18 protein-coding genes are annotated in these 24,349 nt (G+C 60.6%); 16 read left to right on the forward strand and 2 right to left on the reverse strand.

Translation table 11 applies throughout. The features are described from left to right. Position 1: 1 nt before the first annotated feature. The 15 genes from cheA (at position 2) to Q2K57_RS12275 (ending at position 19,254) form a co-directional block, all read left to right on the forward strand. Positions 2-2,170 (forward strand): chemotaxis protein CheA, encoded by a 2,169-nt coding sequence (cheA, locus tag Q2K57_RS12210; RefSeq protein ID WP_304525234.1) that lies wholly within the window; start codon positions 2-4, stop codon positions 2,168-2,170. Next, positions 2,170-2,664 carry a chemotaxis protein CheW gene (gene cheW, locus Q2K57_RS12215; RefSeq protein WP_112053426.1) on the forward strand — a complete coding sequence of 165 codons (495 nt, stop codon included), beginning with the start codon at positions 2,170-2,172 and terminating at the stop codon, positions 2,662-2,664. The genes cheA and cheW overlap by 1 nt, the downstream gene beginning before the upstream one ends. A 337-nt stretch (positions 2,665-3,001) precedes the next feature. Further along, entirely contained in the window at positions 3,002-4,303 is a 1,302-nt protein-coding gene (locus Q2K57_RS12220; RefSeq protein WP_304525235.1) for a methyl-accepting chemotaxis protein, read from the forward strand. A gap of 97 nt (positions 4,304-4,400) precedes the next feature. Beyond that, a complete protein-coding gene (locus Q2K57_RS12225) occupies positions 4,401-6,599 on the forward strand; it encodes a methyl-accepting chemotaxis protein (RefSeq protein ID WP_304525236.1) in 2,199 nt (732 codons plus the stop codon). Between the two features lie 50 nt (positions 6,600-6,649). After that, entirely contained in the window at positions 6,650-7,471 is an 822-nt protein-coding gene (locus tag Q2K57_RS12230) for a CheR family methyltransferase (protein WP_304526692.1), read from the forward strand. A 140-nt stretch (positions 7,472-7,611) separates the two neighbouring features. Continuing rightward, on the forward strand, positions 7,612-8,673 hold the full coding sequence (locus Q2K57_RS12235; protein ID WP_112053422.1) for a chemotaxis response regulator protein-glutamate methylesterase: 1,062 nt from the start codon (positions 7,612-7,614) through the stop codon (positions 8,671-8,673). A 55-nt stretch (positions 8,674-8,728) separates the two neighbouring features. Next, on the forward strand, positions 8,729-10,435 hold the full coding sequence (locus tag Q2K57_RS12240; RefSeq protein ID WP_304525237.1) for a methyl-accepting chemotaxis protein: 1,707 nt from the start codon (positions 8,729-8,731) through the stop codon (positions 10,433-10,435). A 56-nt stretch (positions 10,436-10,491) separates the two neighbouring features. Beyond that, entirely contained in the window at positions 10,492-10,881 is a 390-nt protein-coding gene (gene cheY / locus Q2K57_RS12245) for a chemotaxis response regulator CheY (protein WP_304525238.1), read from the forward strand. A gap of 38 nt (positions 10,882-10,919) precedes the next feature. Next, positions 10,920-11,606: a protein phosphatase CheZ gene (gene cheZ / locus Q2K57_RS12250; RefSeq protein ID WP_304525239.1), complete on the forward strand. Its 687-nt coding sequence runs from the start codon at positions 10,920-10,922 to the stop codon at positions 11,604-11,606. A 231-nt stretch (positions 11,607-11,837) separates the two neighbouring features. Next, on the forward strand, positions 11,838-12,974 hold the full coding sequence (gene flhB / locus Q2K57_RS12255) for a flagellar biosynthesis protein FlhB (protein ID WP_304525240.1): 1,137 nt from the start codon (positions 11,838-11,840) through the stop codon (positions 12,972-12,974). Positions 12,975-13,012: 38 nt separating this feature from the next. Beyond that, positions 13,013-15,097, forward strand: a complete 2,085-nt coding sequence (flhA, locus tag Q2K57_RS12260) for a flagellar biosynthesis protein FlhA (protein WP_304525241.1) — start codon at positions 13,013-13,015, stop codon at positions 15,095-15,097. Further along, positions 15,094-17,379, forward strand: coding sequence for a flagellar biosynthesis protein FlhF (flhF, locus tag Q2K57_RS12265; RefSeq protein WP_304525242.1), 2,286 nt, complete (start codon positions 15,094-15,096; stop codon positions 17,377-17,379). The genes flhA and flhF overlap by 4 nt, the downstream gene beginning before the upstream one ends. A gap of 2 nt (positions 17,380-17,381) precedes the next feature. After that, positions 17,382-17,987 (forward strand): hypothetical protein, encoded by a 606-nt coding sequence (locus Q2K57_RS12270; RefSeq protein WP_304525243.1) that lies wholly within the window; start codon positions 17,382-17,384, stop codon positions 17,985-17,987. 47 nt (positions 17,988-18,034) lie between these two features. Next, on the forward strand, positions 18,035-18,415 hold the full coding sequence (locus Q2K57_RS18365; RefSeq protein ID WP_369700313.1) for a flagellar protein FlhE: 381 nt from the start codon (positions 18,035-18,037) through the stop codon (positions 18,413-18,415). A gap of 134 nt (positions 18,416-18,549) precedes the next feature. Further along, positions 18,550-19,254 (forward strand): RNA polymerase sigma factor FliA, encoded by a 705-nt coding sequence (locus Q2K57_RS12275; protein ID WP_304525244.1) that lies wholly within the window; start codon positions 18,550-18,552, stop codon positions 19,252-19,254. Positions 19,255-19,682: 428 nt separating this feature from the next. On the opposite strand, the gene Q2K57_RS12280 is transcribed toward Q2K57_RS12275, so the two are convergent. Further along, on the reverse strand, positions 19,683-21,791 hold the full coding sequence (locus tag Q2K57_RS12280; protein ID WP_112053412.1) for a carboxy terminal-processing peptidase: 2,109 nt from the start codon (positions 21,789-21,791) through the stop codon (positions 19,683-19,685). A gap of 130 nt (positions 21,792-21,921) precedes the next feature. Between Q2K57_RS12280 and Q2K57_RS12285 the strand changes: the two genes are divergently transcribed. Then, positions 21,922-23,220, forward strand: a complete 1,299-nt coding sequence (locus Q2K57_RS12285; protein ID WP_304525245.1) for a M18 family aminopeptidase — start codon at positions 21,922-21,924, stop codon at positions 23,218-23,220. A gap of 40 nt (positions 23,221-23,260) precedes the next feature. On the opposite strand, the gene Q2K57_RS12290 is transcribed toward Q2K57_RS12285, so the two are convergent. Next, complete coding sequence (locus Q2K57_RS12290; protein WP_304525246.1) at positions 23,261-24,244, reverse strand: DMT family transporter; 984 nt, start codon at positions 24,242-24,244, stop codon at positions 23,261-23,263. Positions 24,245-24,349 lie beyond the last annotated feature (105 nt).

Genomic DNA, 24,349 nt, shown 5'->3' on the forward strand with positions numbered 1-24,349 from the left:
CATGGATATCAGTGAATTTTACGAAACATTCTTTGAAGAAGCCGAAGAGCTGCTCGGTGATATGGAGAGGCATCTGCTTGAGCTGGATGTCGATGAACCTGATTCAGAACAGCTTAATGCGATCTTTCGAGCGGCGCATTCAATAAAGGGCGGTGCCGGCACTTTCGGCTTCGATGTCTTGCAGCACACTACGCATCTGCTCGAGAACCTGCTCGATCACACGCGTCACGGCGAGCTGGTGCTACGCAGAGATATCGTCGACACCTTTTTGGAAGCCAAGGATATGCTGCACGATCAACTTGATGCCTATCGACAGGGTGATGAACCCGATCCTGAAGCCTTCGAGCGCATCTGTCAGACCTTAAAACAACTTGCTCTTGATGAAATGGGCAAGAAGGTCGGTCATGATGCGCCGGGAGCTGCACCAGCAGCCAAAGCTGAGCCTGAGCGGAATCCCCAGCCTGAGAGCGAGTCGTCTGGCGCAAGCGATGGCAGTGCAGAGGGTCGGCTGAATATCGCGTTGCTGGGTATCGCCGACAAGGATCGGGAGCTGCTGGTCGAGGAGCTGGCCAACTTTGGTGAAATCATCGAGCGTCGCGGTGACAGCAGTCGCTACGAGGTGCTGCTGGAGACCTCGACCAGCGTCGATGATATCGAAATGGTGATGTGCTTCATCGTCGAGCCCGAGCAGCTCGAAATAGTTGCGGCCGGCGCCCCGGCGGCTGGCGACCCAGCGGCTGGCGACCCAGCGGCCGGCGTTTCAGAAGCCGAGCCTACGTCAGGCTCGGCTAAGTCAGAGGAAGAGTCTGAAAAAGGTGGTCAGCAACAAGGTGAGGTGACAGCAAAACCACCGGAAAAGACGCCTGAGCAACCGGCCAAGGCGGAGTCCGGTAAGCCTGCCGCCAAAGCGCAGGATAAAGCCAAGGCCAAAGCCAAGGCCGCGAGTGGGGGTGAGTCTTCGATTCGCGTGCCGGTCAACAAGGTCGATCAGATCATCAACCTGGTCGGTGAGCTGATCATTACCCAGTCGATGCTGGATCAGACCGTCAGTGAAATGGATGCGACTCAGGCTGGTTCATTGGTCAATGGCATGAGTCTTCTGCAGCGCAATGCGCGTGACCTGCAAGAGGCCGTCATGTCGATCCGTATGGTGCCGATGGACTATGTCTTCAGTCGCTTCCCGCGGCTGGTGCGAGACCTCGCCGCCAAGCTCGACAAGAATGTGGAGCTGGTCACTGAGGGTGAGTCCACTGAGCTCGACAAGAGCCTCACCGAGCGCATTATCGACCCGCTAACGCACCTGGTCCGTAATAGCCTTGATCACGGCATCGAGTCTCCGGATAAGCGCGAGGCGGCAGGCAAGTCTCGTACCGGACGTCTGACTCTCTCTGCACAACATCAGGGCGGTAATATCCTGATTGAGGTTAAAGACGATGGCGCTGGCCTGAATCGAGAGAAGTTGCTGGCCAAGGCTGAGGCCAACGGCGTTCCCACCGCTGAGAACATGAGTGATGACGATGTCTGGCAGCTGATCTTCGCGCCCGGTTTTTCTACCGCTGATCAGGTCAGTGATGTCTCGGGGCGCGGTGTCGGCATGGATGTGGTCAAGCGCAACATCCAGGCTATGGGTGGTCATGTCGAGATTCAGTCTCGTCAGGGGCAGGGCACCACAACCCGCATCGTGTTGCCGCTCACCCTGGCAATCCTTGATGGCATGTCCATCAAAGTCGGGAAGGAGATGTTTATTCTTCCCCTCGGTACGGTGCTGGAGTCACTTCAGCCGCGCAAGGAAGACATTTATGCCATGGCCGGTGATGACGTGGTGATGAAGGTGCGAGATGAGTACCTACCGGTTGTCGCCGTTCATCAGGCCCTAGACGTGTCCGAAGCCGAGACCGAGCCGACCGATTGCATTGCCGTGATCGTGCAGGGCGAAGGTCGCCGTTATGCGTTGCTGGTGGATGACTTGATCGGCCAGCAGCAAGTGGTGGTCAAGAACCTGGAAACCAATTATCGCAAGGTGCCCGGCGTGTCCGCGGCCACCATACTCGGCGATGGCAGCGTGGCCTTGATCCTAGATGTCACTGACCTGCATCGCCTGAGCCGTACCAAGAGAGAGGCGCAGAGCGCCCGTCGCCAGACCACGCCTGCCAAGGAGGTAGAAGTATAATGACAGACCTGAATGCCGCCAGTGCTGCTGCTACAGAGGCACATAGCCGTGAGTTCCTGGTGTTTTCACTGGGTGATGAAGAATATGCCATCGATATTCTCAAGGTGCAGGAGATTCGCGGCTATGAGAATGTCACGCGCATTGCCAATGCGCCGGACTTCATCAAAGGGGTGACCAACCTGCGCGGTGTGATCGTTCCGATCGTTGATCTGCGCATCAAGTTCCACCTGGAAAATGTCGAGTACGGCGGCCAGACGGTGGTGATCGTTGTCAATGTAGGCGAGCGGATCGTCGGTATCGTTGTGGATGGGGTCTCCGACGTGATGACGCTGACGCCTGAGCAGATCAAGCCGGCTCCGGAGTTTGGGGTTTCCTTGTCTTCCGATTATTTGAGCGGTCTTGGCAGCCTCGAAGATCGCATGCTGGTATTGGTCGATATCGACAAGCTGTTGACCAGTGAGGAAATGGCGCTGGTGGATACCATCGACGCCTGATGTTGCCTGATATTGTCACTTTCATCGCCCGGCCACTGTCGGGCGATGCTGTTTTGTTGCATTTTTTTTCGCGCCTTGCGCTTCCTGCCTAAAGACCTGCCCGCCTCCGGCCGATAATCCCTTTAGTTTAGATAGTACGTTCGACATGTGACGAGTTTATTCATGAGCGAATTGTTAGAAAAATAATATTAGCAAGATAATAACTACAACAACCGCCCCATCATTTCGCCCTGACGACACGGCGAGGGTTGTGGCTGCCGGCCTACGGGGGCGGTGGCGATGCTCAATTAAGGACGGCGTGAGAGCGGTATGACGCCATTGAAGGGAAGAGGGGTTCATGAAGTTAATTGACAATATGACGGTGCGGATGAGCTGGGGGCTGGTGTTGGTGATGTTCTCCAGCCTGATTCTCGTGCTCAGTGCGCTTGGATTCTATGCCGTTAGTGACCTGGGATCGGAGGCCGATAAAGCCCCATTGGTCGAGGGCGGCATCTTTCTCGTATTAGGCGTGACGTTCATCACCATTGCCTTGGTGCTGTGGGGTGTAACGGTGAACGTTATCCGTCCGCTGGAACGGGCGGTCGGGCATTTCGAGCGCATGGCCAAGGGGGATTTATCGGGGGCCGTCGAGCAGCGAGGAAATAACGAGATTGGTCGTCTTTTCGCGGCGATGGATCACATGCAGCAAAGTATTGGGCTTACCGTCGGCAAAGTTCGCCAAGGTGGCCAGACCATACACCGCCATTCGCAGGAAATTTCGCTGGGCAACACCGACCTGTCATCTCGGACCGAGCAGCAGGCCGCTTCTCTGCAGGAAACGGCCTCGAGCATGGAAGAGTTGACCTCTACGGTTAGCCAGAATGCCGATAATGCTCGCCAGGCCAGTCAGTTGGCTGTTGAGGCTTCCCAGACCGCGCGCCGCGGCGGTGAGGTGGTAAGCGAGGTGGTGGGCACCATGCGCGGCATCAATGACAGCTCACATCAGGTCAGCGAGATCATCAAGGTGATCGACTCGATCGCCTTTCAGACCAATATCCTGGCTCTCAATGCATCGGTCGAGGCGGCGCGGGCTGGCGAGCATGGCCGCGGCTTTGCCGTCGTTGCTGAGGAAGTGCGCAACTTAGCCGGCCGCAGTAGCGGGGCGTCAAAGGAGATTCGCAGCCTGATCGAAGCCTCGGTGGCCCGCGTAACAGAAGGGACGGCGCTCGTGGATCGCGCGGGCCAGACCATGGAAGCGATCGTATCCGCCGTTCAGCGCGTCAGCGACATCATGGATGAAATTGCTGCTGCCTCCCAAGAGCAGAGTAATGGCATCGGTCAGGTTAACCAGGCAGTGACTCAGATGGATCAGGTGACGCAGCAGAACGCGGTGCTGGTCGAGCAGGCAGCCAATGCCGCCAGCGAGCTGGAGCGAGAGGCCGAGCAGCTGCGAACGGCCGTTGCGACCTTCCGTCTTGGCAGCCAGGCAAGCGAATCGGCACCTGCTTTTAGCACCGACCATGCGACACGGAATCATCGGCACGACGATGACGCCGAGCTCGCACGCTGGATGCCTCAGCTCATCGGCAAGCCTGATCAGCAACCGAATCGGACGTCCAGGTCCTCGGCGTTGCCTGACGACGACTGGTCGTCATTCTAGGCGATGAGAACTGCCTGGTACCGCTTCAACTCGTTGAATCTGAATATAACAACCAAGTCTGTCAGGACCCTGCAGGGTCCAATGCAAGGGGGAAGAGATGCGCAATAACCAACCTGTCACGCAGCGGGAAGTAGAGCTGAAAGAAGATGACTTCCTGATCTCGAGAACGGATACCAAGGGGCGCATCACCTATGCCAACCCGGCTTTCATCAAGATCAGCGGCTTCTCCCAGGAAGAGTTGCTAGGGTCGCCGCACAACTTGGTGCGCCATCCCGACATGCCGGTGGAAGCCTTCGCCAACATGTGGGAGACCCTCAAGGCAGGGGAGAGCTGGGCAGGGCTGGTCAAGAACCGCCGTAAGGATGGGGATCATTACTGGGTTCATGCCAGTGTCACTCCGATCATTGAGGACGGTGAGCTCGTTGGCTATGCCTCACTAAGGGTTAAGGCGGAACGCGAGGCTATCGAGGAAGCGGAGCGAAGTTATGCGCTGATCCGCGAGGGGCGGGGCAAGCACCTGACACTCGATCGCGGCCGATTGCGTCGCCGAGGCGTAGTGAGTCGGCTCCGGCAAATCAATCTGCGCAGTATGCGTTCTCGCTTGACGACCATGATCGTGGTCTCTGTGTTACTGCTGGTTGCCAGCAGTGGCCTGGGGCTTTTCAGTCTCAACGTTGCCGGTGAGCGCCTCAATGAGATCAACCAGGATGGCCTGGAAGACGTGGCGCGTTTACAGCGTATTGAACAGCTGATGACCCAGGGGCGTGACCGGCTCGATGGACCTGTCAGTAACCCAATGTCTGCCGATGTGGCCAGTCTCAAGGTGGCTGTCGGTGAGCTGGTGACAAAACTCGAGGGTGCCTGGGGCGATTTCGTCGGTGATAGTGCCAACCTCTCGGCGACAGAGCAGTCGTTCGCTGATGGTCTCGATGTCTATATCGACGACGGTCTGAATGCAGCGATAGCAGCGCTCGACTCGGGTGATTTCTACAAGGCCTATGTCGCCTTCAACGAGGTATTGCGCCCCAAGGGCGACGAGCTCTCCACTACTATCAATGACCTGGTGGCTGAAAAGCAGGCAAATGCCGCCAGCATAGCCGAGCTGGCTGAGGCCGATCAGCAACAGATGGTCTTCATTCTGGGGGCGTTGCTGGCTGTCGGGCTGCTGCTGCTTGGTCTGCTGGGTATGCTGACTATTCGGGCCCTGGTCAAGCCGCTGCTTGAATCGATGCAGTTCACTCAGCAGATCGCCGCGGGCAATCTCGCCGCCAACATGCCGGCGCACCGCGATGATGAGGCCGGTCGGCTGATTGTTGCTCTGAATACGATGCGCAAGAGCCTCGGCACCATCATCAACGACGTCAACGGCAGCGTGACGGTGGTCGGGCCAGCGGCTCGCGATATCGCGCAGGGCAATGAAGACCTGTCATCGCGCACTGAGCAGCAGGCCGCTTCTTTGCAACAAACTGCCTCCAGCATGGAAGAAATGACTGCCACGGTTAGGCAGAACGCCGACAATGCGCGTCAGGCCAGCACCCTCGCGGTGGAGAATGCCACCCAGGTGGGCAATGCCGGTGAGCTGATGAATCAGGTCGTCGAGACCATGGAGCGCATTACGGCAAGCTCGCGCAAGATGACCGAGATTATCGACGTCATCGATTCGATTGCCTTCCAGACCAATATTCTGGCACTCAACGCTTCAGTAGAGGCGGCGCGCGCTGGCGAACACGGTCGTGGCTTTGCCGTGGTCGCCGAAGAGGTTCGTAGCCTGGCCGGTCGCAGCAGTTCGGCGTCCAAGGAGATTCGCGGCCTGATCTCTGGCTCGGCCAAGGAAATCGACAGTGGCGCCGGCCTGGTCAAATCAGCAGAAGAAGCCATCGGTGAAGTGGTGTCAGCAGCGACGCGTGTCAATGACATCATGAGCGAGATTACCGCTGCCTCAGAGGAACAGAGCAGCGGTATTACTCAGATCAATCAGGCGATCGCGCAGATGGACGAGGTGACTCAGCAGAATGCCACTCGGGTGCAATCCTCGGCACGTGCCGCCTCACAGCTTGAACACCAGACCCTGATTCTGAGTACGGCCATTGCCGCTTTCCGCCTGCGCGGCGTTGGTGCGGAAACAGTCCAGCGGCTACCGAATAAGGTAAGCGAGATGCCGGCGCTTGGGCAGTCCTCAGGTCGTGGCGAGCGGTCATCCTCGTCCTCAAGCCAGCAACCTTCGCGTAGCTCAACCCAGGCGTTGAAACAGAATCGTCAGTTGGCGAATGCCAACGATGACTGGGAGGCGTTTTGAACAGTCACGTACCCCATGAGGCGGCCGGGCATGGAGGTTGGTCGACCTCCATGGCCGAGCGGGATCTAGTGCTAACCGAGAAGGATTTTACCCGCATCCGCGAACTCATCTATCAGCGAGCGGGTATCGTGCTCGCTGAGCACAAGCGCGAGATGGTTTATAGCCGTCTTGCCAAGCGGTTGCGACATCATGGGCTTACTCACTTCAGTGATTATCTGGCCCGCCTCGAGCGGCAACCAGAGGCACGTGAATGGGAAGCCTTCACCAACGCCTTGACCACCAACCTGACGGCGTTCTTTCGCGAGGCGCATCACTTTCCCCTGCTTTCCCAGCATGTTGCAGAACGGCGGGATACCGTGCGTGTCTGGAGTGCTGCGGCATCAACGGGTGAAGAGCCTTATTCGATAGCCATGACGCTGCGTGAAGCCTTGGGTGCACGGGCCGACCATTGCCAGGTGGTGGCCACCGACATTGATTCCGATGCGCTAAATCGAGCCCGGGACGGCATCTACGCCATGGACCAGGTCACCAAGTTGGAGGAAGAGCGCATCAAGCGTTTCTTCCAGAAGGGGAGTGGTCGGCGGGCCGGGTTTGCGCGGGTGCGGCCCGAGGTGGCGTCGATGGTCGAGTTCAAGTCATTGAACCTGCTCGCCCCGGGATGGCCTATCGAAGGTCCATTCGATGCCATCTTCTGTCGCAACGTGATGATCTACTTCGACAAGTCGACTCAGGCGAAGATTCTTCAGCGGTTTGCCCCGCTGTTGAAGCCCGATGGTCTGTTGTTTGCCGGGCATTCGGAGAACTTTTCCTACATCAGTGATGCTTTCCGGCTGCGTGGCCAGACCGTTTATACCCTGTCACCTCGTGCCTGATGCCCTGGCTGTTGCTAGCTAGTGTGGTTTGCCGGTGCATTGGGCTACTAAAGCTGGCTTGACGGCAGCCGATAACATGAAAGATGCCGGCTAGTTACGCGTTTGTCGCGGCAGCCGGCACTTAACAAAGGAGATTTGCCTTGAGCTCAGCCAGGATCAAGGTGCTTTGCGTCGATGATTCGGCGCTGATACGCGACCTGCTTAGCGAAATCATCAATAGCCAGCCTGACATGGAAGTGGTGGCTGTAGCACCAGATCCGTTAGTGGCACGGGATTTGATCAAACAACACAACCCTGATGTCCTGACCCTGGACGTGGAAATGCCACGCATGGACGGTCTGGATTTTCTGGAGCGCCTGATGCGCCTTCGTCCCATGCCGGTGCTGATGGTTTCGTCGCTGACTCAGGCGGGGTCAGAAGTGACCTTGCGTGCTCTGGAGCTTGGGGCGCTGGACTTTCTGGCCAAACCTTCCATGGGCATTCGCAGCGGCATGATGGACTATGGCGAGTTGATCGCCGAAAAAATTCGTGCCGCGGCGCGTTCTCGTCCACGGCAAGTGCGCCAAAAGGACCGTCCTGCCCCACAAACGCTCAAGGCGCCATTGGTGTCGAGTGAGAAGCTGTTGATCATTGGGGCTTCAACGGGCGGCACCGAAGCCATTCGCAATGTGCTTGAGCCTTTGCCTTCCAATGCCCCTGCGATCCTGATCACCCAGCACATGCCGGGCGGTTTCACTCGATCTTTTGCCGAGCGTCTAGACAAGCTTTGCCAGATTCGCGTAAAGGAAGCCCATGACGGGGAGCGCGTTTTGCCGGGCCATGCCTATATAGCTCCGGGCGATCAGCACCTCAAGTTAGCGCGGAGCGGTGCCAACTATGTGGTGCGTCTCGATAGCGGTCCGCCGGTCAATCGTCACCGCCCGTCGGTAGATGTGCTCTTCGAATCCGCAGCTCAGCAGGCCGGACGTAATGCCATAGGCGTGCTGCTGACTGGCATGGGTAAGGATGGTGCTGCTGGTTTATTGACCATGCGCAATGCCGGCTCCGCAACAGTGGCTCAGGACGAGGACAGTTGCGTTGTATTCGGTATGCCGCGTGAAGCCATCGCCTTGGGGGCCGCCGACGAAGTGCTGCCTCTCGATGCTATCGCCCCACGTTTGCTGAAACTGGTGGCAGCAGCAGGCCGCGCACAGCGCGTCTAATACCGGCTTCACAATAAGCAAAACAACATCATTGCATGACAGGGAGTACACAACCATGCAGCTGTTTCGGAATCTGAGTATTCATGCAGCCATTACCACAGTGCTCGTGGTCTTCGCCCTTTTGATCGGGTTGATTGCTTTCCTGGGGCAGACGGCTAACCACAAGGCAGGAGAGACCTTTACCACCGTCGATCAGATCAATGTCCAGCAGCTCAACGAGCTCAATCGGGCCGATGCATTGTTGACAGGAGCACGGCTGGATCTGATGACAGCCTCCAAGCAGTTGCTGGTTGGTCGCACTGACGAGGCCAAGGCCAGGATGGCCGACGCCCTGGATCAAATCGAGCGTGCTGAGGCACGTTACCAGAGCTTCGAGTCCGTGCCGGTAAGCGAGCTCGGGCGTGAGGCCGTTGATCAGGTGGAAGTGCAGTTCCCTCGCGTACTGGACCTAGTTCGAGCCGAGCATGAGGCGTTAAGTAACCGTAACAATATGATGTTCGACAGCCTGACGAAGGAGCTGGCTCAGCCAAGCGATGACTTGGATGAGGCCATTACCAACTTCGTGCGTTATGCGGATCAACGCGGCGACGCGCTCATCGATGACTACCACGCCAGCGCTTCGACGTTCGAGCTGATCGGCCTTGCCGCACTGCTGATAACGGCGGCTATTCTGGTGCTGATCTACGTGGCCATGCGCCGTGTAGTGATCCAGCCGCTGAACTCTGCGGTGGTCACTCTTGAGCGTATCGCCAAGGCGGATCTCACCGAAGACATCCGTGCCACCACCCGAAACGAGATTGGTAAGCTGTTCGCCGCCATGCGCGATATGCAGCAGGGGCTTTCCAGTACGGTGGGTACGGTCCGTGAGAGCAGCAGCTCGATTCATGTGGGTACGCGCGAGATCGCCAGCGGCAACGCCGACCTGTCATCGCGCACCGAAGAACAGGCGGCTTCGCTTCAGCAGACCGCTTCCAGCATGGAAGAGCTGACCACCACTGTTAAGCAGAATGCCGACAACGCGCGTCAGGCCAGCGGTCTTGCGCTCGAAGCGTCGAGCACGGCAGGTAAGGGAGGCGAGGTGGTTGATCGCGTAATTACCACCATGCATGGTATTTCGCAAAGCTCTCAGAAAATTGCCGATATCACTGGCGTCATCGATTCGATTGCCTTCCAGACCAATATCCTGGCGCTCAATGCCTCGGTCGAAGCCGCAAGGGCTGGTGAGCAGGGTCGAGGCTTTGCCGTGGTGGCGGGGGAAGTTCGCAATTTGGCGGGACGTAGCGCTTCGGCAGCCAAGGAAATCAAGACCCTGATTGATGACTCCGTGGGCCAGGTCAAACAAGGCTCCACCCTGGTCGAGCAGGCAGGGCAAACCATGCAAGAGGTGGTGGATGCCGTTAAGCGCGTGACAGACATCATGGATGAAATCTCGGCTGCTTCGCAGGAACAGAGCGATGGCATCGAGCAGGTCACACAAGCGGTTGGCCAGATGGATCAGGTGACGCAGCAGAATGCGTCGCTGGTGCAGCAAGCGGCGGCGGCTGCAACTTCTCTCGAGGAGCAGGCCAGCCGTCTCGAGCAGGCGGTGGCCGTCTTCCGTCTGGCGGGCGGCGTCCCTCAGGCATTGCCCTCGGCGAGCGCCTCCGCACCGTCTGGTCGTACGGAAGAGCGTCGCTCTGGGCTGACTCGCTCGACGGCCGCGCATCAGGTGCCGGCAACCCGTGAAAAGGCAACGACCGAAGACGACTGGGAAGAATTCTGATAACGGGCCGGCGCATCCGCCGGTCTTGATAACGACGACATGACGCAGAGGTTGAAATGGCCAATAAGGATATGAAAATTCTGGTGGTGGATGATTTTCCCACCATGCGGCGCATCGTGCGCAGCCTGCTCAAGGAGCTGGGGTTCACGAATGTGGAAGAGGCCGAGGACGGTCAGGACGGGCTGAACAAGCTCAAACATGGCGGCTTCGAATTTGTGGTATCGGATTGGAACATGCCCAATCTTGATGGCCTGGAGATGCTCAAGCAGATTCGCGGCGACGATAGCCTGAAAGAGCTGCCGGTACTGATGGTGACCGCTGAAGCCAAGAAGGAAAACATCATCGCCGCCGCTCAGGCAGGCGCCAATGGCTATGTGGTCAAGCCGTTCACCGCCGCGACGCTCGATGAGAAGCTGAACAAGATCTTCGAAAAGCTCGGCATGTAATCACGACGAGGGGCTTGCCCTCGGCAGGAGAAACGATCATGAGCGATAATGCTCAACAGGCGTCTACCCACGGTGGTGACAGCGAAGATCTGGTGAAGCGCATTGGGCAACTGACGCGCATGCTGCGCGAAAACATGCGCGAGCTCGGGCTTGACCAGGAAATCGAGAAGGCGGCCGAGGCGATTCCTGATGCGAGGGACCGTCTGAACTACGTGGCCTCGATGACCGAACAGGCTGCGGATCGAGCACTCAATGCCATCGATCGGGCTCAGCCGCTGCAGGATGATCTCGAGTCCCGCGCCTCGGCGCTCGACAAGCGCTGGGCTGAGTGGTTCGAAGCGCCGAAAGAGCTGGATGAAGCTCGCGAGTTGGTCATTGATACTCGCAGCTATCTCGCTGAGGTGCCTGAGAAGACTCAAGGGACGCAGAAGGAGCTGATGGAAATTATGATGGCCCAGGACTTCCAGGACCTGACGGGCCAGGTGATCAAGAAGATGATGGATGTCATCCGTGAGATCGAGCATCAGTTGGTACAAGTGCTGCTCGACAGCGTGCCCGCCGAACAGGGTCGCGACGAGATGAAGCGTCGTGCCGAAGGGCAGTGGGAGGCCGATGCCAAGCGTGAGGCCTCGCTGCTCAATGGCCCTCAGGTCAAGCCAGAGGCCCCAGATGTGGTCAGCAGTCAGGACCAGGTCGATGACCTCCTGGATGAACTGGGTTTCTAAATCTCGAGCCCCGCCGGACATCATCATGTTCGGCGGAGTTTTATCCAGAATTCACTCTGTATGCTTATTTCCCCTGCCACTCTCAAGCTTCCCCCTGGCTGAGTGATAAAGCGTATGCGCCTGAATAAGGCCTAATACCTCGCGCTATTTGACGCATCGCCCCTTCCCCGCTTTCTCGACAATGATCAACATCCAATCGCCCTCTCCGCAAAGGCCCGCTGGTTATGGCTTATGGCCGATGAAAGCAGTGATGACGAAAAGACAGAAGATGCCACACCACGACGAGAACAGAAGGCGCGTGAAGACGGTCAGGTAGCTCGTTCGCGCGAACTGGCGACCTTCTTGCTCCTGTTGGCCGGTGTCATTGGTTTGTGGTCGATGGGCAACACCTTGTACAACGAGCTTGGCACGGTTATGGAGCAGTCGTTTCTGTTCGAGCGTCGACAGGCGTTCGAAGTGATGCCCATGCTCACCCATGCCTGGACGCTTGGGCAAAACGCCTTGTTCACGCTGATGCCGTTATTCTTCTTACTGGTGTGCGTGGCTCTGGTCGCGCCGGCCTTGCTGGGTGGATGGCTGATATCAGCCAAGTCGCTGCAGCCTCAGCTCTCCAAGATGAACCCCCTCAAGGGGCTGAAGCGGCTTTTCTCGACTCAAGCACTGGCTGAGCTGGCCAAGGCAATCGCCAAGGCGGTCCTGGTAGGAGGGGTGGGGGCATGGTTTCTGGTGACTCATCTTGGCGAGTTCATGTCGCTTATGAACCAGCCCGTCAAGCAAGCCCTAGCCAATGCGATGGGCCTTGCTGCGACGGCCTGCGGCTTGATGATACTGACCTTGATTGTGCCGGTTCTCATCGACGTCCCTTTCCAGCTCTGGAGTCATGCCAAGAAGTTGCGCATGAGTAAGGACGAGGTCAAGCGGGAGCACAAGGAGTCCGAGGGTGACCCTCAAGTCAAAGGGCGCATTCGCTCTCAGCAACAGGCCATGGCTCGCAACCGCATGATGAGCAAGGTGCCAGAAGCCGACGTTATCGTGACCAACCCGACACACTACGCCGTGGCACTTAGCTACGACCAGAGCAAGATGGCTGCGCCGCGGGTGGTGGCCAAGGGCGCCGATGAGGTGGCCAAACGGATTCGTGAGCTGGGTGAAGAACATGGTGTCCCGATGCTCGAAGCCCCACCGCTGGCGCGAGCTCTGCATGGCCATGTCGATCTCGATGGAGAGGTGCCCATGGCGCTGTATACGGCCGTGGCCGAGGTCCTGGCCTGGTCTATGCGCCTCAAGAGCGTACGCGTGGATGGCGGTGAGATGCCAGAGACACCTCATGATCTGCCGGTCCCCAGCGAGTTGGATGGTGGGTCCTAGCCTGACGCCCCGAGCGATGAAATCACCAAGGAGCCTCGATGAGAGCGCTGACTAACTATCTGGGCCGCATGGATCTGTTGGGTGACATGCGGATGAAGCTGCTGGCAGGCCCGTTGCTGATCATCATGATCCTGTCGATGATGATCCTGCCGCTGCCTCCCTTCGCGCTGGACCTGTTTTTCACCTTTAACATCGCCTTGGCGGTGATGGTGCTATTGGTCAGCATGTTCACCCAGAAGCCGCTCGACTTTGCAGCCTTTCCGGCAGTGCTGCTGTTCACCACTCTGTTGCGCCTGTCATTGAATGTGGCCTCGACGCGTGTGGTGCTGATGGAAGGCCACCAGGGCGGCGACTCGGCAGGCAAGGTCATCGAGGCGTTTGGTCAGTTTTTGGTCGGCGGCAACTTCGCTGTTGGCTTGGTGGTGTTCCTGATCCTGGTCATCATCAACTTCATGGTCATCACCAAGGGCGCTGGGCGTATCGCCGAAGTGGGGGCTCGCTTCATGCTCGACGCCATGCCCGGCAAGCAGATGGCGATCGATGCCGACCTCAATGCCGGCCTGATTGGTGAGGACGAAGCCCGCCAACGTCGCTCCGATGTGTCTCAGGAGGCCGACTTCTACGGTTCCATGGACGGTGCCAGCAAGTTCGTGCGTGGTGACGCCATGGCGGGGCTTGTCATCATGGTGGTCAACATCATCGGTGGGCTGTTGATCGGCATGATGCAGCATGACCTGGACTTCGGCACCGCCGCCAAGACCTATACTCTGCTGACCATCGGTGACGGCTTGGTCGCACAGATCCCTGCGCTGGTGATCTCCACCGCTGCCGGCGTGACCGTCTCTAGGGTCACTACCGATCAAGATGTCGGCCAGCAGATGATCAGTCAGCTATTCATCAACCCTCAGGTGTTGTGGCTGGCTGCTGGCGTCATGGGGATGCTGGGGCTGGTGCCGGGCATGCCCAACCTGGTGTTCCTGACTTTTACCGTGCTGCTCGGAAGCCTGGCCTGGTGGCTGCAGCGCAACGAACAAAACCGCGTGACCGAGGAAGCGGTCAAAACCGCGCCTCCCCCCGCTCAGGAAGCACCTGAAGCAAGCTGGGACGATGTCCACCTGGTCGACACTCTGGGCCTCGAGGTGGGACACCGGCTGATTCCTCTGGTTGACCACCGCCAGCAGGGCGAGCTGCTAGGCCGCATCAAGAGCGTACGCAAGAAATATGCTCAGGAGGTGGGCTTCCTGCCGCCCGTCGTGCATATCCGCGACAACCTCGAGCTGGGGGCCAACACCTACGTGATTACCCTCAAGGGAGTAGAGATCGGTCAAGCCGAAGCCTACCCGGGCAAGTGGCTGGCCATCGATCCTGGCCAGGTCTCGGGGCAGCTCGAAGGCACCCGGACAGAAGACCCAGCCTTTGGGCTGCCCGCCGTTTGGATCGAGGCCGCGCAGCGCGAACACGCCCAGGTATACGGTTACACCGTGGTCGATGCCGGCACCGTCGTCGCCACGCATCTCAACCACTTGCTGCATCAGCATGCCGGCGAGATGTTGGGTCGACAAGAGGTTCAACAGCTACTCGACAAGCTGGGCGAGGAAGACAAGACCCTAGTCGAAGATGTGGTGCCGAAGATCGTCAACCTCACACAATTGCAGCGGCTGCTTCAGCAATTGCTCGAGGAAGATGTGTCGATTCGCGATATGCGCACCATTCTCGATACTCTGGCCGAACATGGCGGTGGCCAGGTAGATGTCAGCGATCTTACGGCCATGGTTCGCGTCGCCCTGGGACGTGCGATCACTCAGCAATGGTTCCCGGTCCAGGGCGATCTGCATGTGATCGGCCTCGATGCCAACCTCGAGCAGGTGCTGATGCAGGCCATGAACAGTGGTGGGGCGCTCGAACCCGGACTCGCCGAAACCCTGATGGATCAAGCCTCCAAGGCGCTGGAGCGTCAGGATCAGAGCGGTGAGCCCCCGGTGCTGGTGGTCCAGCACAGCCTGCGTGCGCTGCTGTCGCGCTTTCTGCGCCGGCGCCTGCGCCACCTGGTGGTGATGTCTCAGGCCGAAATACCCGACGACCGCACGCTCAGGATCACCAGCATGGTGGGAGGTGATCGATGAGCGTGAAACGCTTCCTGGGGGCGAACAGCCGCGAGGCTATGCGCCAGGTGCGTGCGCTGCTGGGTGATGACGCACTTATCCTCGCTAATCGCCCGGTCGAAGACGGCGTCGAGATCCTGGCGATGGCCGACGATACAGGTGACGCCATGGCGACATCAGAACCGGCTGCCCGTGAGGCACCGCCTGCCTCGCGACCGGCGGCCACCGCTGGAAGTAACGGCGGTCTTGACTGGCGAGCCGCTCATCGCGCCTCTTCCGGACTGATGGCGCAGAGAGCACAGCCAGCCGTCGAGGCCCCCCCGACTCGCCCTGCGGCGAGTGTCTCAACGCCGCAGGACTTCGCTGCCCTTAGCCAGCAACTGCTGGGTGAAATGCAGGAAATGCGCGAAATGCTCGGCCAGCAAGACCGCGCCGGGCCCGGACCCGCGTCTGATCTGCGCCGCCGCTTGCTGGCATCGGGCTTCGGTCATGAGTTGGTCGCTGAGTTACTGGCGGCCCTGCCTTCGGAACTTGCCGGCACCTCCCTCGAGAACCAGCGGGCGTGGCTGCAACGTCAATTGGTGGCCCGGCTTGCTGTCGCATCGGAGCCCGAGGCGCTGCTCGACCAGGGTGGGGTGATTGCCCTGGTGGGTCCAACCGGTGTCGGCAAGACCACCACGACGGCCAAGCTCGCCGCCCGCTATGTGATGCGCCACGGCCCTGAGCAGGCGGTTCTGGTCACTACCGACGCCTACCGCATCGGCGCCCAGGACCAGTTGCGTATCTACGCTGACCTGATGGGCATCGAGATGCACGCGCTCGAAGCCGATCGTCCCCTGGAAAGTCTCTTGCCGCAACTGGTCGACAAGCACCTGGTCATCGTCGATACCGTGGGCATGAGCCAGCGTGATCGCCGGCTGCTTGAACAGATCGCTCACCTGCGCGGCGACAGTCGTGCCGTACGCTTGGTGTTGCTGCTCAATGCCGCCAGCCAGGGCGAGACGATCGATGAGGTGGTGACCACTTACTTACAGTCTGCCCGCGCCGTTGGCGGACGCCTTGAGGATGCCATCCTCACCAAGCAGGACGAGGCCGCTAGACTGGGCGGCGCCCTGGATACCCTGATCCGCCATGGATTGACCCTGCACTTCGTTTCTCACGGCCAGCGGGTGCCCGAAGATCTAGGGCTGGCTGATGCACAGGAACTGATCCGAGAGGCACTGGAAGCCGGCGTCCCTTCACCCTTCGCCGACGCCCAGGCCGATGAGTCTCAGGCCAGTGCCAGTCGAGGTGCACCGGCGCTGCTTGGCCAGGGCAGGGCGCTTGGCAGTATCTGGGAAATGCTGCATGCCCAGGTGCCTGGCTTCGCCACCCTAGCCGATGCTTGGGCGATCAGCTCACTGCCGCCGAGCCTGCATTCAGAGCGCCTGGCGCCCCTTCATGAGCGGGTGCCAGCGTCGGTGTCTACGCTCTTGTGGGCGCGGTCATCGACGCTTCAGGGTGAGGACTGGGTGTTACCTCATCTGGCCGTCGATGACGAGGGGCGCCCGGCGGTACAGCCGTTCCCCGAGCACCGGCTGATGGCGGGTCAATGCGCGCGCATGGAGTGGGCCGAGACGACATTGGGAGTGAGCGCTCATTTGCTGCCCCGGCTGCCCGATGCCCGGGCAAGAGCTTGGCTTCAAGCGCGTAGCAGCGGTTGGTTGAGCCAGGCACAGGGCAACAGCCGCGTGCTTTATCGCGCCGAGCGTCTGCCCCTTGCCGGGCTTGCCAATGAGGCACAGGCCATCGAACCTGCGCTGATTCGCTATCGTGGCCAGGCGGCCAAAGTCATGCTGAGCCGGCTTGACGTCCTCAGTTACGGTGCAGGTGAAGCCAGCGGCGATGCCTTGTGTGCCTGGTTCGCTGAGGTACGCGGTCGTGATAGCGGCATGATGCTGACCCGTCGTTACGCCTTGTCGCCAGCCTGGTGGTCGATCGAGTCTGGCCGAGAGGCATTGCTCAAGCAGCTTTACAACGATGAGCTGCCGACACTTGCTCGCCAGGCATCGCGGCAGCTCGCCGGGCATGGGCCGCTTGCCATCGACAGCGAGTTAAGGGTGTTCATGGCGACGGGCATTGCCGCCTTGGCGCTGCATCTCGAGCATGCCGAAGATGATTGGGCCATGGACGTGCGTGCGCACCTGTTGCGACTGCAGGCGGGTCGTCGGCCACGTCGCGCCAAGAGCCTGTTGGAGGGATTGATACAGGTACTGGATGCCCGCGAAGCGATTCGCCACTTCAGTGAACAGGCAGGGCGTTGAGTATGAGTGATCAGGCAGCCGGCCTGCGCCGCTGGGCTCAGGAACGAGAAGCCTCTGGCGATGAAGTGCCGGAGGAGGCCGTGCGCTCAGATGATCAGCCGCCGGCTGATGACGCCGACCGCGGACCGGATGCCCCGGACATGATCGGCTCGGCCCAGGCGTCAGAGCCCGAGCCGGAGCCGGAATCGAAACCCGGGCCGGAACCGGCGCCTGAGCCAGAACCTATTCCTACCATTCCGCTGATGGTGCTGGGGCTTCCCAAAGTCGATGGCGTCGAGCGTGCACAGGCGGCATTGGTCAGCTGGTCACGCCGGGGGAAGCGCTGGGTCGGTGATCCGGCGGCCTGGCAGGTCGTGGCCTGCGACGCCCACAGCCCGCGACTGGCCCAACTTGCTAACCAGGAGAAGCGCTGGGCTTTGTGGGTCGATACCGACGGCGACGGTTTTCGTCAGGCCTTCAATGTGATGCAGGCCGTCCGGCGTGGCGGCGGGCCTCGGCGCATGCTGGCACTGCATCCGCCGGTGGCCTCGCGGCGCGGTTTGCTCAACAATCTGCAGCAAGCGGCCCGCGAGGCTTTCGATATCGACCTTCTGGTGCTGGCGCCATGAGCCGGTACTGGGCAATCCGGTTAGTCTGCGTCGCGATGATGCTGGGAATGGTACCAGCGTGTCTGGCCGCGGGCAGTTGGGTGGCCAATGCCCCTTCGGTGACCGTGGCCGTGCCGGGGCGAGTGGCAAGTTCTGAGGCTCTCTCACCGGCTCACTCTTCACGACTGGCAGGACGACAGGTCAGCGAGGTCAGTTGGCGATTTCGCCTGCCGCCCGGCCAGGCGCTCCGTGCATGGCTATGTCAGGGCAGCGAGTGCCTGTCATTGACCTCGTCCCGGGGGCGTCGTTCCGCCCCCATGTCCTGGCAGGCTGGACGGCCATTGCATTTTCGCTTTCAGCTTCCGAACGGCCAGCGGCGAGCGGTCAAGGCCGAAAGTTTGCAGGTCATCGTCAATTATCGAAGCCCAGGCGCTTCATCAGCGAAATAACCGCCATCATTAGGGGCTATTTCACCCTTCTGCCAAGCGGCACAGGCTGAATAATAGAGTCATCGAACTCCGGTTTTACGGAGCGTCGTCCTAACCACGCTTTCCGGCTCCATGTCGGTCCTTGAGGCAACAGGATGTACACGGCACAGGGCAAGATCGATCAAAATGCAATGCTCGAGCAGTACCTGCCCGTGGTCCGGCGTCAGGCACTGTCGCTGCAGGTCAAGCTACCGGCAGCGGTCGAGCTGGATGATCTGATTCAGGCGGGTATGGTGGGGTTGCTGGACGCCCTCGGACGCTTTGACGCCAAGGCAGGGGCCAGCTTTACCACCTTCGCCAGCCAGCGCATTCGCGGCGCCATGATCGACGAGCTGAGAACCCGGGACTGGATGCCACGCAGCGTAAGGCGCAATGCCCGCAGCGTGGATGCCAGCGTGCGTCGTCTCGAACAGCAGTTGGGCAGGCCGCCGGAGGAGCGGGAAATTGCCGCCGATCTCGACATGCCGATGGATGTCTATCGCCAGTTGTTGAGCGATACCAATAACGGCCACCTGTTGCCGTTCGAGGAGCTGGTAGCCGAAAGCGGCGAACCCCAGGCCGGAGCAGGCGGGCCGCAGTCTCCTTTTGCGGCACTGGTGGATGGCCAGCAGCGCGAACAGCTGGTAGAGGCCATCAGTGCCTTGCCAGAGCGCGAAAAGCAGCTGATGGCGCTCTACTATCAGGAAGAACTGAACCTCAAGGAAATCGGTGCAGTGCTCGGCGTGACCGAATCCCGTGTCTGCCAGCTGCACAGCCAGGCCGTGAGTCGTCTCAGGGCGCGAATGGCTCCCGATAGCTGATGCCTGTTTCGGCGACCCGCTGCAAGCTCCCCCCCGTCCCTAGCGTTATCCCTTCTGACATCCGTTACGGCTGCGCGATGATCCCCGCAAGCGCAGGAGTCGGGTGTCGCTTATCGAGGCCCCCTGATGGTCAGGGCTGTCAGTTACCCCTTGTCTTCCCGCTGCTACATGCCCTGAAAGAACCGTCGGTTGATGATTGAGTCTCTCTAGGCCCAGTGCGGGGACACGGGTGAGGTGAGGCCTGGCGTCACATTGAGTTCTAGTGAGTGCTCTAAGCAGTCTGAATAGACAGGAAGGGGGCTGCCCCCGGACTCAGGGCAATGCGACAGGGAAGCTGTGAGGGCAGAAAGAAGCGGGAAGGGCGAGCGTTGAGGGAGAGTGATGAAAAAGGGCGCCCCCGCTGGGTGCGCCCTTCGTTAAGGGAGAGGTTACTCCATGCTGCTGAGCTGGCGCCCATCCTTGCTGTCGTCCTCGCTTAGATGCGCGTAGTCGAGCAGGATCTCGGCACTCTCGATGAGCTGGGCCCGGTCGATGGGGGCGGGCTCCCCGCTGTTCAATGGCTCAGCAGACGCTGATTCATCGGCGGCGCCACGCGCGTCGCTCCAGTCTTCGAGCTCCTCGAGTCCCAGCGCGCGACGGCGCTGATTCTCAAGCGACAGCTGCTCGGCTTCCTGGGCCTGCATTTCGCGCTGACGCTGCTCGCGATTCAGGCTGACACTGGTGAGCTGATCGCGCAGCTGGCGGGAAAGCTCGGCCTGTTTTTCCAGATAGACGAAGTTGGGGTGCGTGGCGATGCGCTCGCGATGTGACGCGGCCAGGGCTTCAAAATGACGCCACGGAGTCCCGTAGAGGCGGTACTGTACTGCACGCACGGTGTCCCAGGGCAGGGCGTTGTCGAGGCTGCTCTCACCGATCACTTCCGGATCGATCAGGCTCGGGAACGTAATATCGGGCTCGACGCCGCGGTGCTGGGTGCTTTCCCCGGAGATACGATAGAACTTGGCTCGCGTCAGCTTGACCTCGCCGTGGCTGAGTTCATTGAGGGTCTGCACGGTGCCCTTGCCGAAGGTCCGGCTGCCCACTATCAGGCCACGGCCATAGTCCTGAATGGCACCGGCCAGGATCTCGGATGCGGAGGCCGACAGGCGGTTGACCAGCACCGTCAGCGGGCCGTCATAGAGAACGCCACTGTCGGTGTCGCCATACAGGCTGATGCGACCGCTGGCGTCGCGTACCTGCACGGTGGGACCACGGTCGATGAACAGGCCGATCAGTGAATTGGCTTCCTGCAGGGCGCCGCCACCGTTATCGCGCAGGTCGAGTACGATACCCTCGACGTTCTGTGCCTTGAGGGAACGAATCTCCTTGGCCACGTCGCGGGTGGTGCTGCGGTAATCTTCTTCGCCGGCCTGCCAGGCGTCGAAGTCGACGTAGAAGGTGGGAACGTCGATCACACCGATGCGGTGAGTACCGTCTTCGCGTTTGACCTCGATGACCTCGCTGCTCGCCGCCTGGTCCTCAAGGTTGACGGTGTCACGCACGATTTCGACGATATGCGAGCGCGTCGTGTCCACCGACTGGGCGGGCACCACGTCCAGCAGCACCTTGGACCCCTTGGGGCCGCGAATCAGATCAACCACGTCATCGAGGCGCATGCCGACCACGTTAGTCATCTCGCCGTCATCGCCCTGGCCGACGGCGACGATGCGGTCGGCGGGCTGGAGCACGCCGGCCTTCTCGGCGGGGCCACCCGCCACCAGGCTCGAGACCTTGACGTATTCGCCATCGGCCTGCAAAAGGGCGCCGATACCCTCGAGGGACAGACGCATCTGGATATCGAAGGATTCGCCCTGACGCGGTGACAGGTATTCGGTATGGGGGTCGATGGTGCCGGTAACGGACGCCATGAACAGGCCGAAGATATCTTCGGAATTGGTCTGGCGTATGCGGTTCAGCTGGCCTTCAAAGCGATCACGCAGCGTTTTTTCTACCTCGGCTTCTTCCTGACCGCTGAGCATCATGGTCAGGGCCGAGTTCTTGAGGCGCTTGTTCCACAGTTGGTCGAGGGCGTCTTGTTTCTCGGCCCAGGGCGCATCCTTGCGATCCAGTGCCAGCCGCTGGTCGGTATCGTAGCGGTAGTCGAGGCCGTCATCGAGCTTGGCCAGGATCCACTCGAGACGTGCCTCGAGGCGTTCCTGATAGCGCTCGTAGAGTGCGAAGGCAGGCTCCAGGTCGCCGTCGTAAAGCACGTCGTCGATGCGATCGCTTAGACTGTCGCGGAATTCATTGACGTCGCGCTTGAGCAGGTAGGCTCGCTGCGGGTCGAGAATATCCAGGTAGCGCTGGAAGACACGCTGCGACCAGCTGTCGGTCAGGCTGACATCCGCGTAGTGGCCGTAGCGAAGAGAGTCGGCGATTTCTGGCGCCACCTGCTGCTGCGCCTCGCTGGGGTGCGGCTGGGCCATCGCCATGGCGCTCAGCGTCATCAGCATCAGGGTGATGGCGCCTATCCGCCAAATGGCTGCAATCCGTCTCATCAATGAAGCACTCCCGGTTTCATGTACACTTCGTCCCTAGCTGAGCCTGGCTCGTCACCCGCCTCTCGACAGCCGAGAGGGCATTGTAGCAGCCTGTGTCGCCAGACACAGACCCTCCAAGAGGATGAACATGCATCACGCCTCCCCCGTGGATCGCCTGCTCGACTTTCTCGAGCACTCGCCAACGCCCTGGCACGCGGTTGCCAACATGGCTGAACGCCTAGAAGCTGCCGGCTATCGTCGCCTGGATGAGACACAACCCTGGACGCTCGCTGCCGGTGAGCGGATCTACGTGACCCGCAACGACGCTTCGATTATTGCGGTGCAGCTGCCTAAGGGTCGACTCGATGCGCTGCGCATGATCGGGGCCCACACCGATAGCCCGGGGCTGCATTTGAAGCCCCATGCCGCTCAGCGCAGCGCCGGCTGGCTGCAGCTCGGCGTGCAGGTCTATGGCGGGGCGCTGCTGGCACCCTGGTTCGATCGCGATCTGGGGCTTGCCGGCCGCGTCCACCTGCGCCGCCCCGATGGGCGCATCGAAGGCGTGCTGCTCAACGTCGACTGGCCGGTGGCAACGGTGCCGAGTCTGGCGATTCATCTCGATCGTGAGGCCAACAGCAACCGTTCCATCAACCCTCAGACCGAGATGGCGGCGGTTTTGTTGCAAGGCGGAGACAGCGATGACTTCAACGACCTGCTGAGGGGCTGGCTTGACGCGCAGCATGGCATTCAGGGCGCCGAGCCGCTGGACTTCGAACTGGCGCTCTACGACACCCAGCCCCCGGCGCGAGTGGGCGCTCGAGGCGAGCTTATCGCCAGCGCTCGCCTTGATAACCTGCTGTCCTGTTTCATCGGCATGGAAGCATTGCTTGATTGCAACGGTGAGCAGGGCGCATTGCTGGTGGCCAACGACCATGAAGAGGTCGGTAGCGCCAGCGCTTCCGGTGCCCAGGGGCCCTTCCTCGGTGATGTGTTGCGTCGCGTCAATGCTCAGCTTGGCGAGGCCGGCGACGAGGGCTTTATTCGCCTGATCCAGGCATCCAGAATGATCTCCTGCGACAATGCCCATGCGCTGCATCCGAATTTCAAGGACAAACATGACGCCGGCCATGGTCCCGCTATCAACGGCGGCCCGGTGATCAAGGTCAACGCCAGCCAGCGCTATGCGACCAACAGTGCCACCTCGGCGCTGTTTCATGACCTATGCCGCGAGGCCGAGGTGCCGGTGCAGACCTTCGTCACCCGCGCCGACATGGGGTGTGGCAGTACCATCGGGCCGATCACCGCCACCGAACTCGGTGTGCCGACGCTTGACGTGGGCGTCGCCCAGTGGGGCATGCATTCAATCCGCGAGACCGCCGGCAGCGAGGACGCCGAGCGGTTGATTCGTGTGCTGACCGCTTATCTGAATCGCGCTGAGCTCGTTTGATCGCGAGCTGGGTCGCCCGGTCCCGGCCCCGGTCCCGGCCTTAGTCAGTGCGAGTGCGGGGCCGGGCATTCTCTTTGCCTGCTTGCTCGGAGGCGGGGGCATCGCCTTGAGTCGGCTCGGGTTGGGTGGTGCGGGGCTGAGCCGCGCCGGCTCGGGCAGCGCTGGCTTGATTAGTCCCCGGACGGTCGAGGGCCAGCCCCGCCACCACCAGGGCAGCGCCGATTATCATGGGGGCCGTCCACTGCTCGTCGAACAGCAGCCAGGCCATTACCGCCGCGCAGGGCGGGACGAGGAAGAAGGTGCGGGCGACCTGGTGCGCTTCGCCGCGGGCGATCATCATCATCAGTAGCCAGATGGCACCCACCGAGATCGCCCCGACCAGCCAGGCAAGTGTCAGCAGCAGGCGAGGGGTGGGGTCGAAGGTGAAACTGCCGACCCAAGTGGCGGCGATGCTGAACACCAGCGCCGCCCCCAGATACTGAAAGATCAACCCCTCGACCATTCCCATGCCGCCGCTCAGTCGCTTCTGCCATAGGGTGGCGCTGGAGATGCCGACCAGTGCGACCAAGCACCAGGTCAGGCCAATCAATGGCCATCCTTGAGATACCTCCAATCCCCCTCCCAGCACCAAGCTGGCGCCCAGCGCGCCCAATGCAAGGCCGCTCCATTGCCTGGGGCCCAGGCGCACCCCGAGCAGCGGCAACGACAGGGCCGCCGTGGCCAGTGGGTGCAGGCTGACCAGCAGTGCCGTGAGCCCGGCGGGTAGCCCGGATTTGACCGCGGCGAAGACGCCGCCCAGGTAGGCGCCGTGCAGCAGCATGCCCACGCCCATTTGGCAGCCTCGCTGTGCACGGCTGCCCCATTGGCCTGGCAACCGGCGTACCCACAGGATGACGCCCAGTACCGGGAGCACCAGCAGGCTGCGCACCAAGAGTAGGGTAAAGGGCTCGGCATCCATGGTGCCCAGTCGGGCACAGATGAAACCGGTCGAGAAGAGCAGCACGAAGGCCAGCGGAATCCACATCGTCACAATCCTTTGAATCGACTCGCGCGCCAGCCCAAGCCTGGAGCAGGCGGGCATGTCGGGCTGAGCTCTATTGATGTCACGTATGCCTGAACGGGTCAAAAA

The sequence above is a fragment of the Halomonas sp. I5-271120 genome (genome assembly GCF_030553075.1).
Taxonomy (GTDB): Bacteria; Pseudomonadota; Gammaproteobacteria; order Pseudomonadales; family Halomonadaceae; genus Onishia; species Onishia taeanensis_A.

Excerpts from the sequence above, each read along its gene's own strand:
- Q2K57_RS12290 (WP_304525246.1), bottom strand. The coding sequence starts at position 24,244 with ATGTGGATTCCGCTGGCCTTCGTGCTGCTCTTCTCGACCGGTTTCATC.
- flhF (WP_304525242.1), top strand. The coding sequence starts at position 15,094 with ATGAGCGTGAAACGCTTCCTGGGGGCGAACAGCCGCGAGGCTATGCGC.
- Q2K57_RS12285 (WP_304525245.1), top strand. The coding sequence starts at position 21,922 with ATGCATCACGCCTCCCCCGTGGATCGCCTGCTCGACTTTCTCGAGCAC.
- Q2K57_RS12220 (WP_304525235.1), top strand. The coding sequence starts at position 3,002 with ATGAAGTTAATTGACAATATGACGGTGCGGATGAGCTGGGGGCTGGTG.
- flhA (WP_304525241.1), top strand. The coding sequence starts at position 13,013 with ATGAGAGCGCTGACTAACTATCTGGGCCGCATGGATCTGTTGGGTGAC.
- Q2K57_RS12280 (WP_112053412.1), bottom strand. The coding sequence starts at position 21,791 with ATGAGACGGATTGCAGCCATTTGGCGGATAGGCGCCATCACCCTGATG.
- flhB (WP_304525240.1), top strand. The coding sequence starts at position 11,838 with ATGGCCGATGAAAGCAGTGATGACGAAAAGACAGAAGATGCCACACCA.
- cheA (WP_304525234.1), top strand. The coding sequence starts at position 2 with ATGGATATCAGTGAATTTTACGAAACATTCTTTGAAGAAGCCGAAGAG.
- Q2K57_RS12270 (WP_304525243.1), top strand. The coding sequence starts at position 17,382 with ATGAGTGATCAGGCAGCCGGCCTGCGCCGCTGGGCTCAGGAACGAGAA.
- Q2K57_RS12230 (WP_304526692.1), top strand. The coding sequence starts at position 6,650 with ATGGCCGAGCGGGATCTAGTGCTAACCGAGAAGGATTTTACCCGCATC.
- cheW (WP_112053426.1), top strand. The coding sequence starts at position 2,170 with ATGACAGACCTGAATGCCGCCAGTGCTGCTGCTACAGAGGCACATAGC.
- Q2K57_RS12225 (WP_304525236.1), top strand. The coding sequence starts at position 4,401 with ATGCGCAATAACCAACCTGTCACGCAGCGGGAAGTAGAGCTGAAAGAA.
- Q2K57_RS18365 (WP_369700313.1), top strand. The coding sequence starts at position 18,035 with ATGGTACCAGCGTGTCTGGCCGCGGGCAGTTGGGTGGCCAATGCCCCT.
- Q2K57_RS12275 (WP_304525244.1), top strand. The coding sequence starts at position 18,550 with ATGTACACGGCACAGGGCAAGATCGATCAAAATGCAATGCTCGAGCAG.
- Q2K57_RS12240 (WP_304525237.1), top strand. The coding sequence starts at position 8,729 with ATGCAGCTGTTTCGGAATCTGAGTATTCATGCAGCCATTACCACAGTG.
- cheY (WP_304525238.1), top strand. The coding sequence starts at position 10,492 with ATGGCCAATAAGGATATGAAAATTCTGGTGGTGGATGATTTTCCCACC.
- cheZ (WP_304525239.1), top strand. The coding sequence starts at position 10,920 with ATGAGCGATAATGCTCAACAGGCGTCTACCCACGGTGGTGACAGCGAA.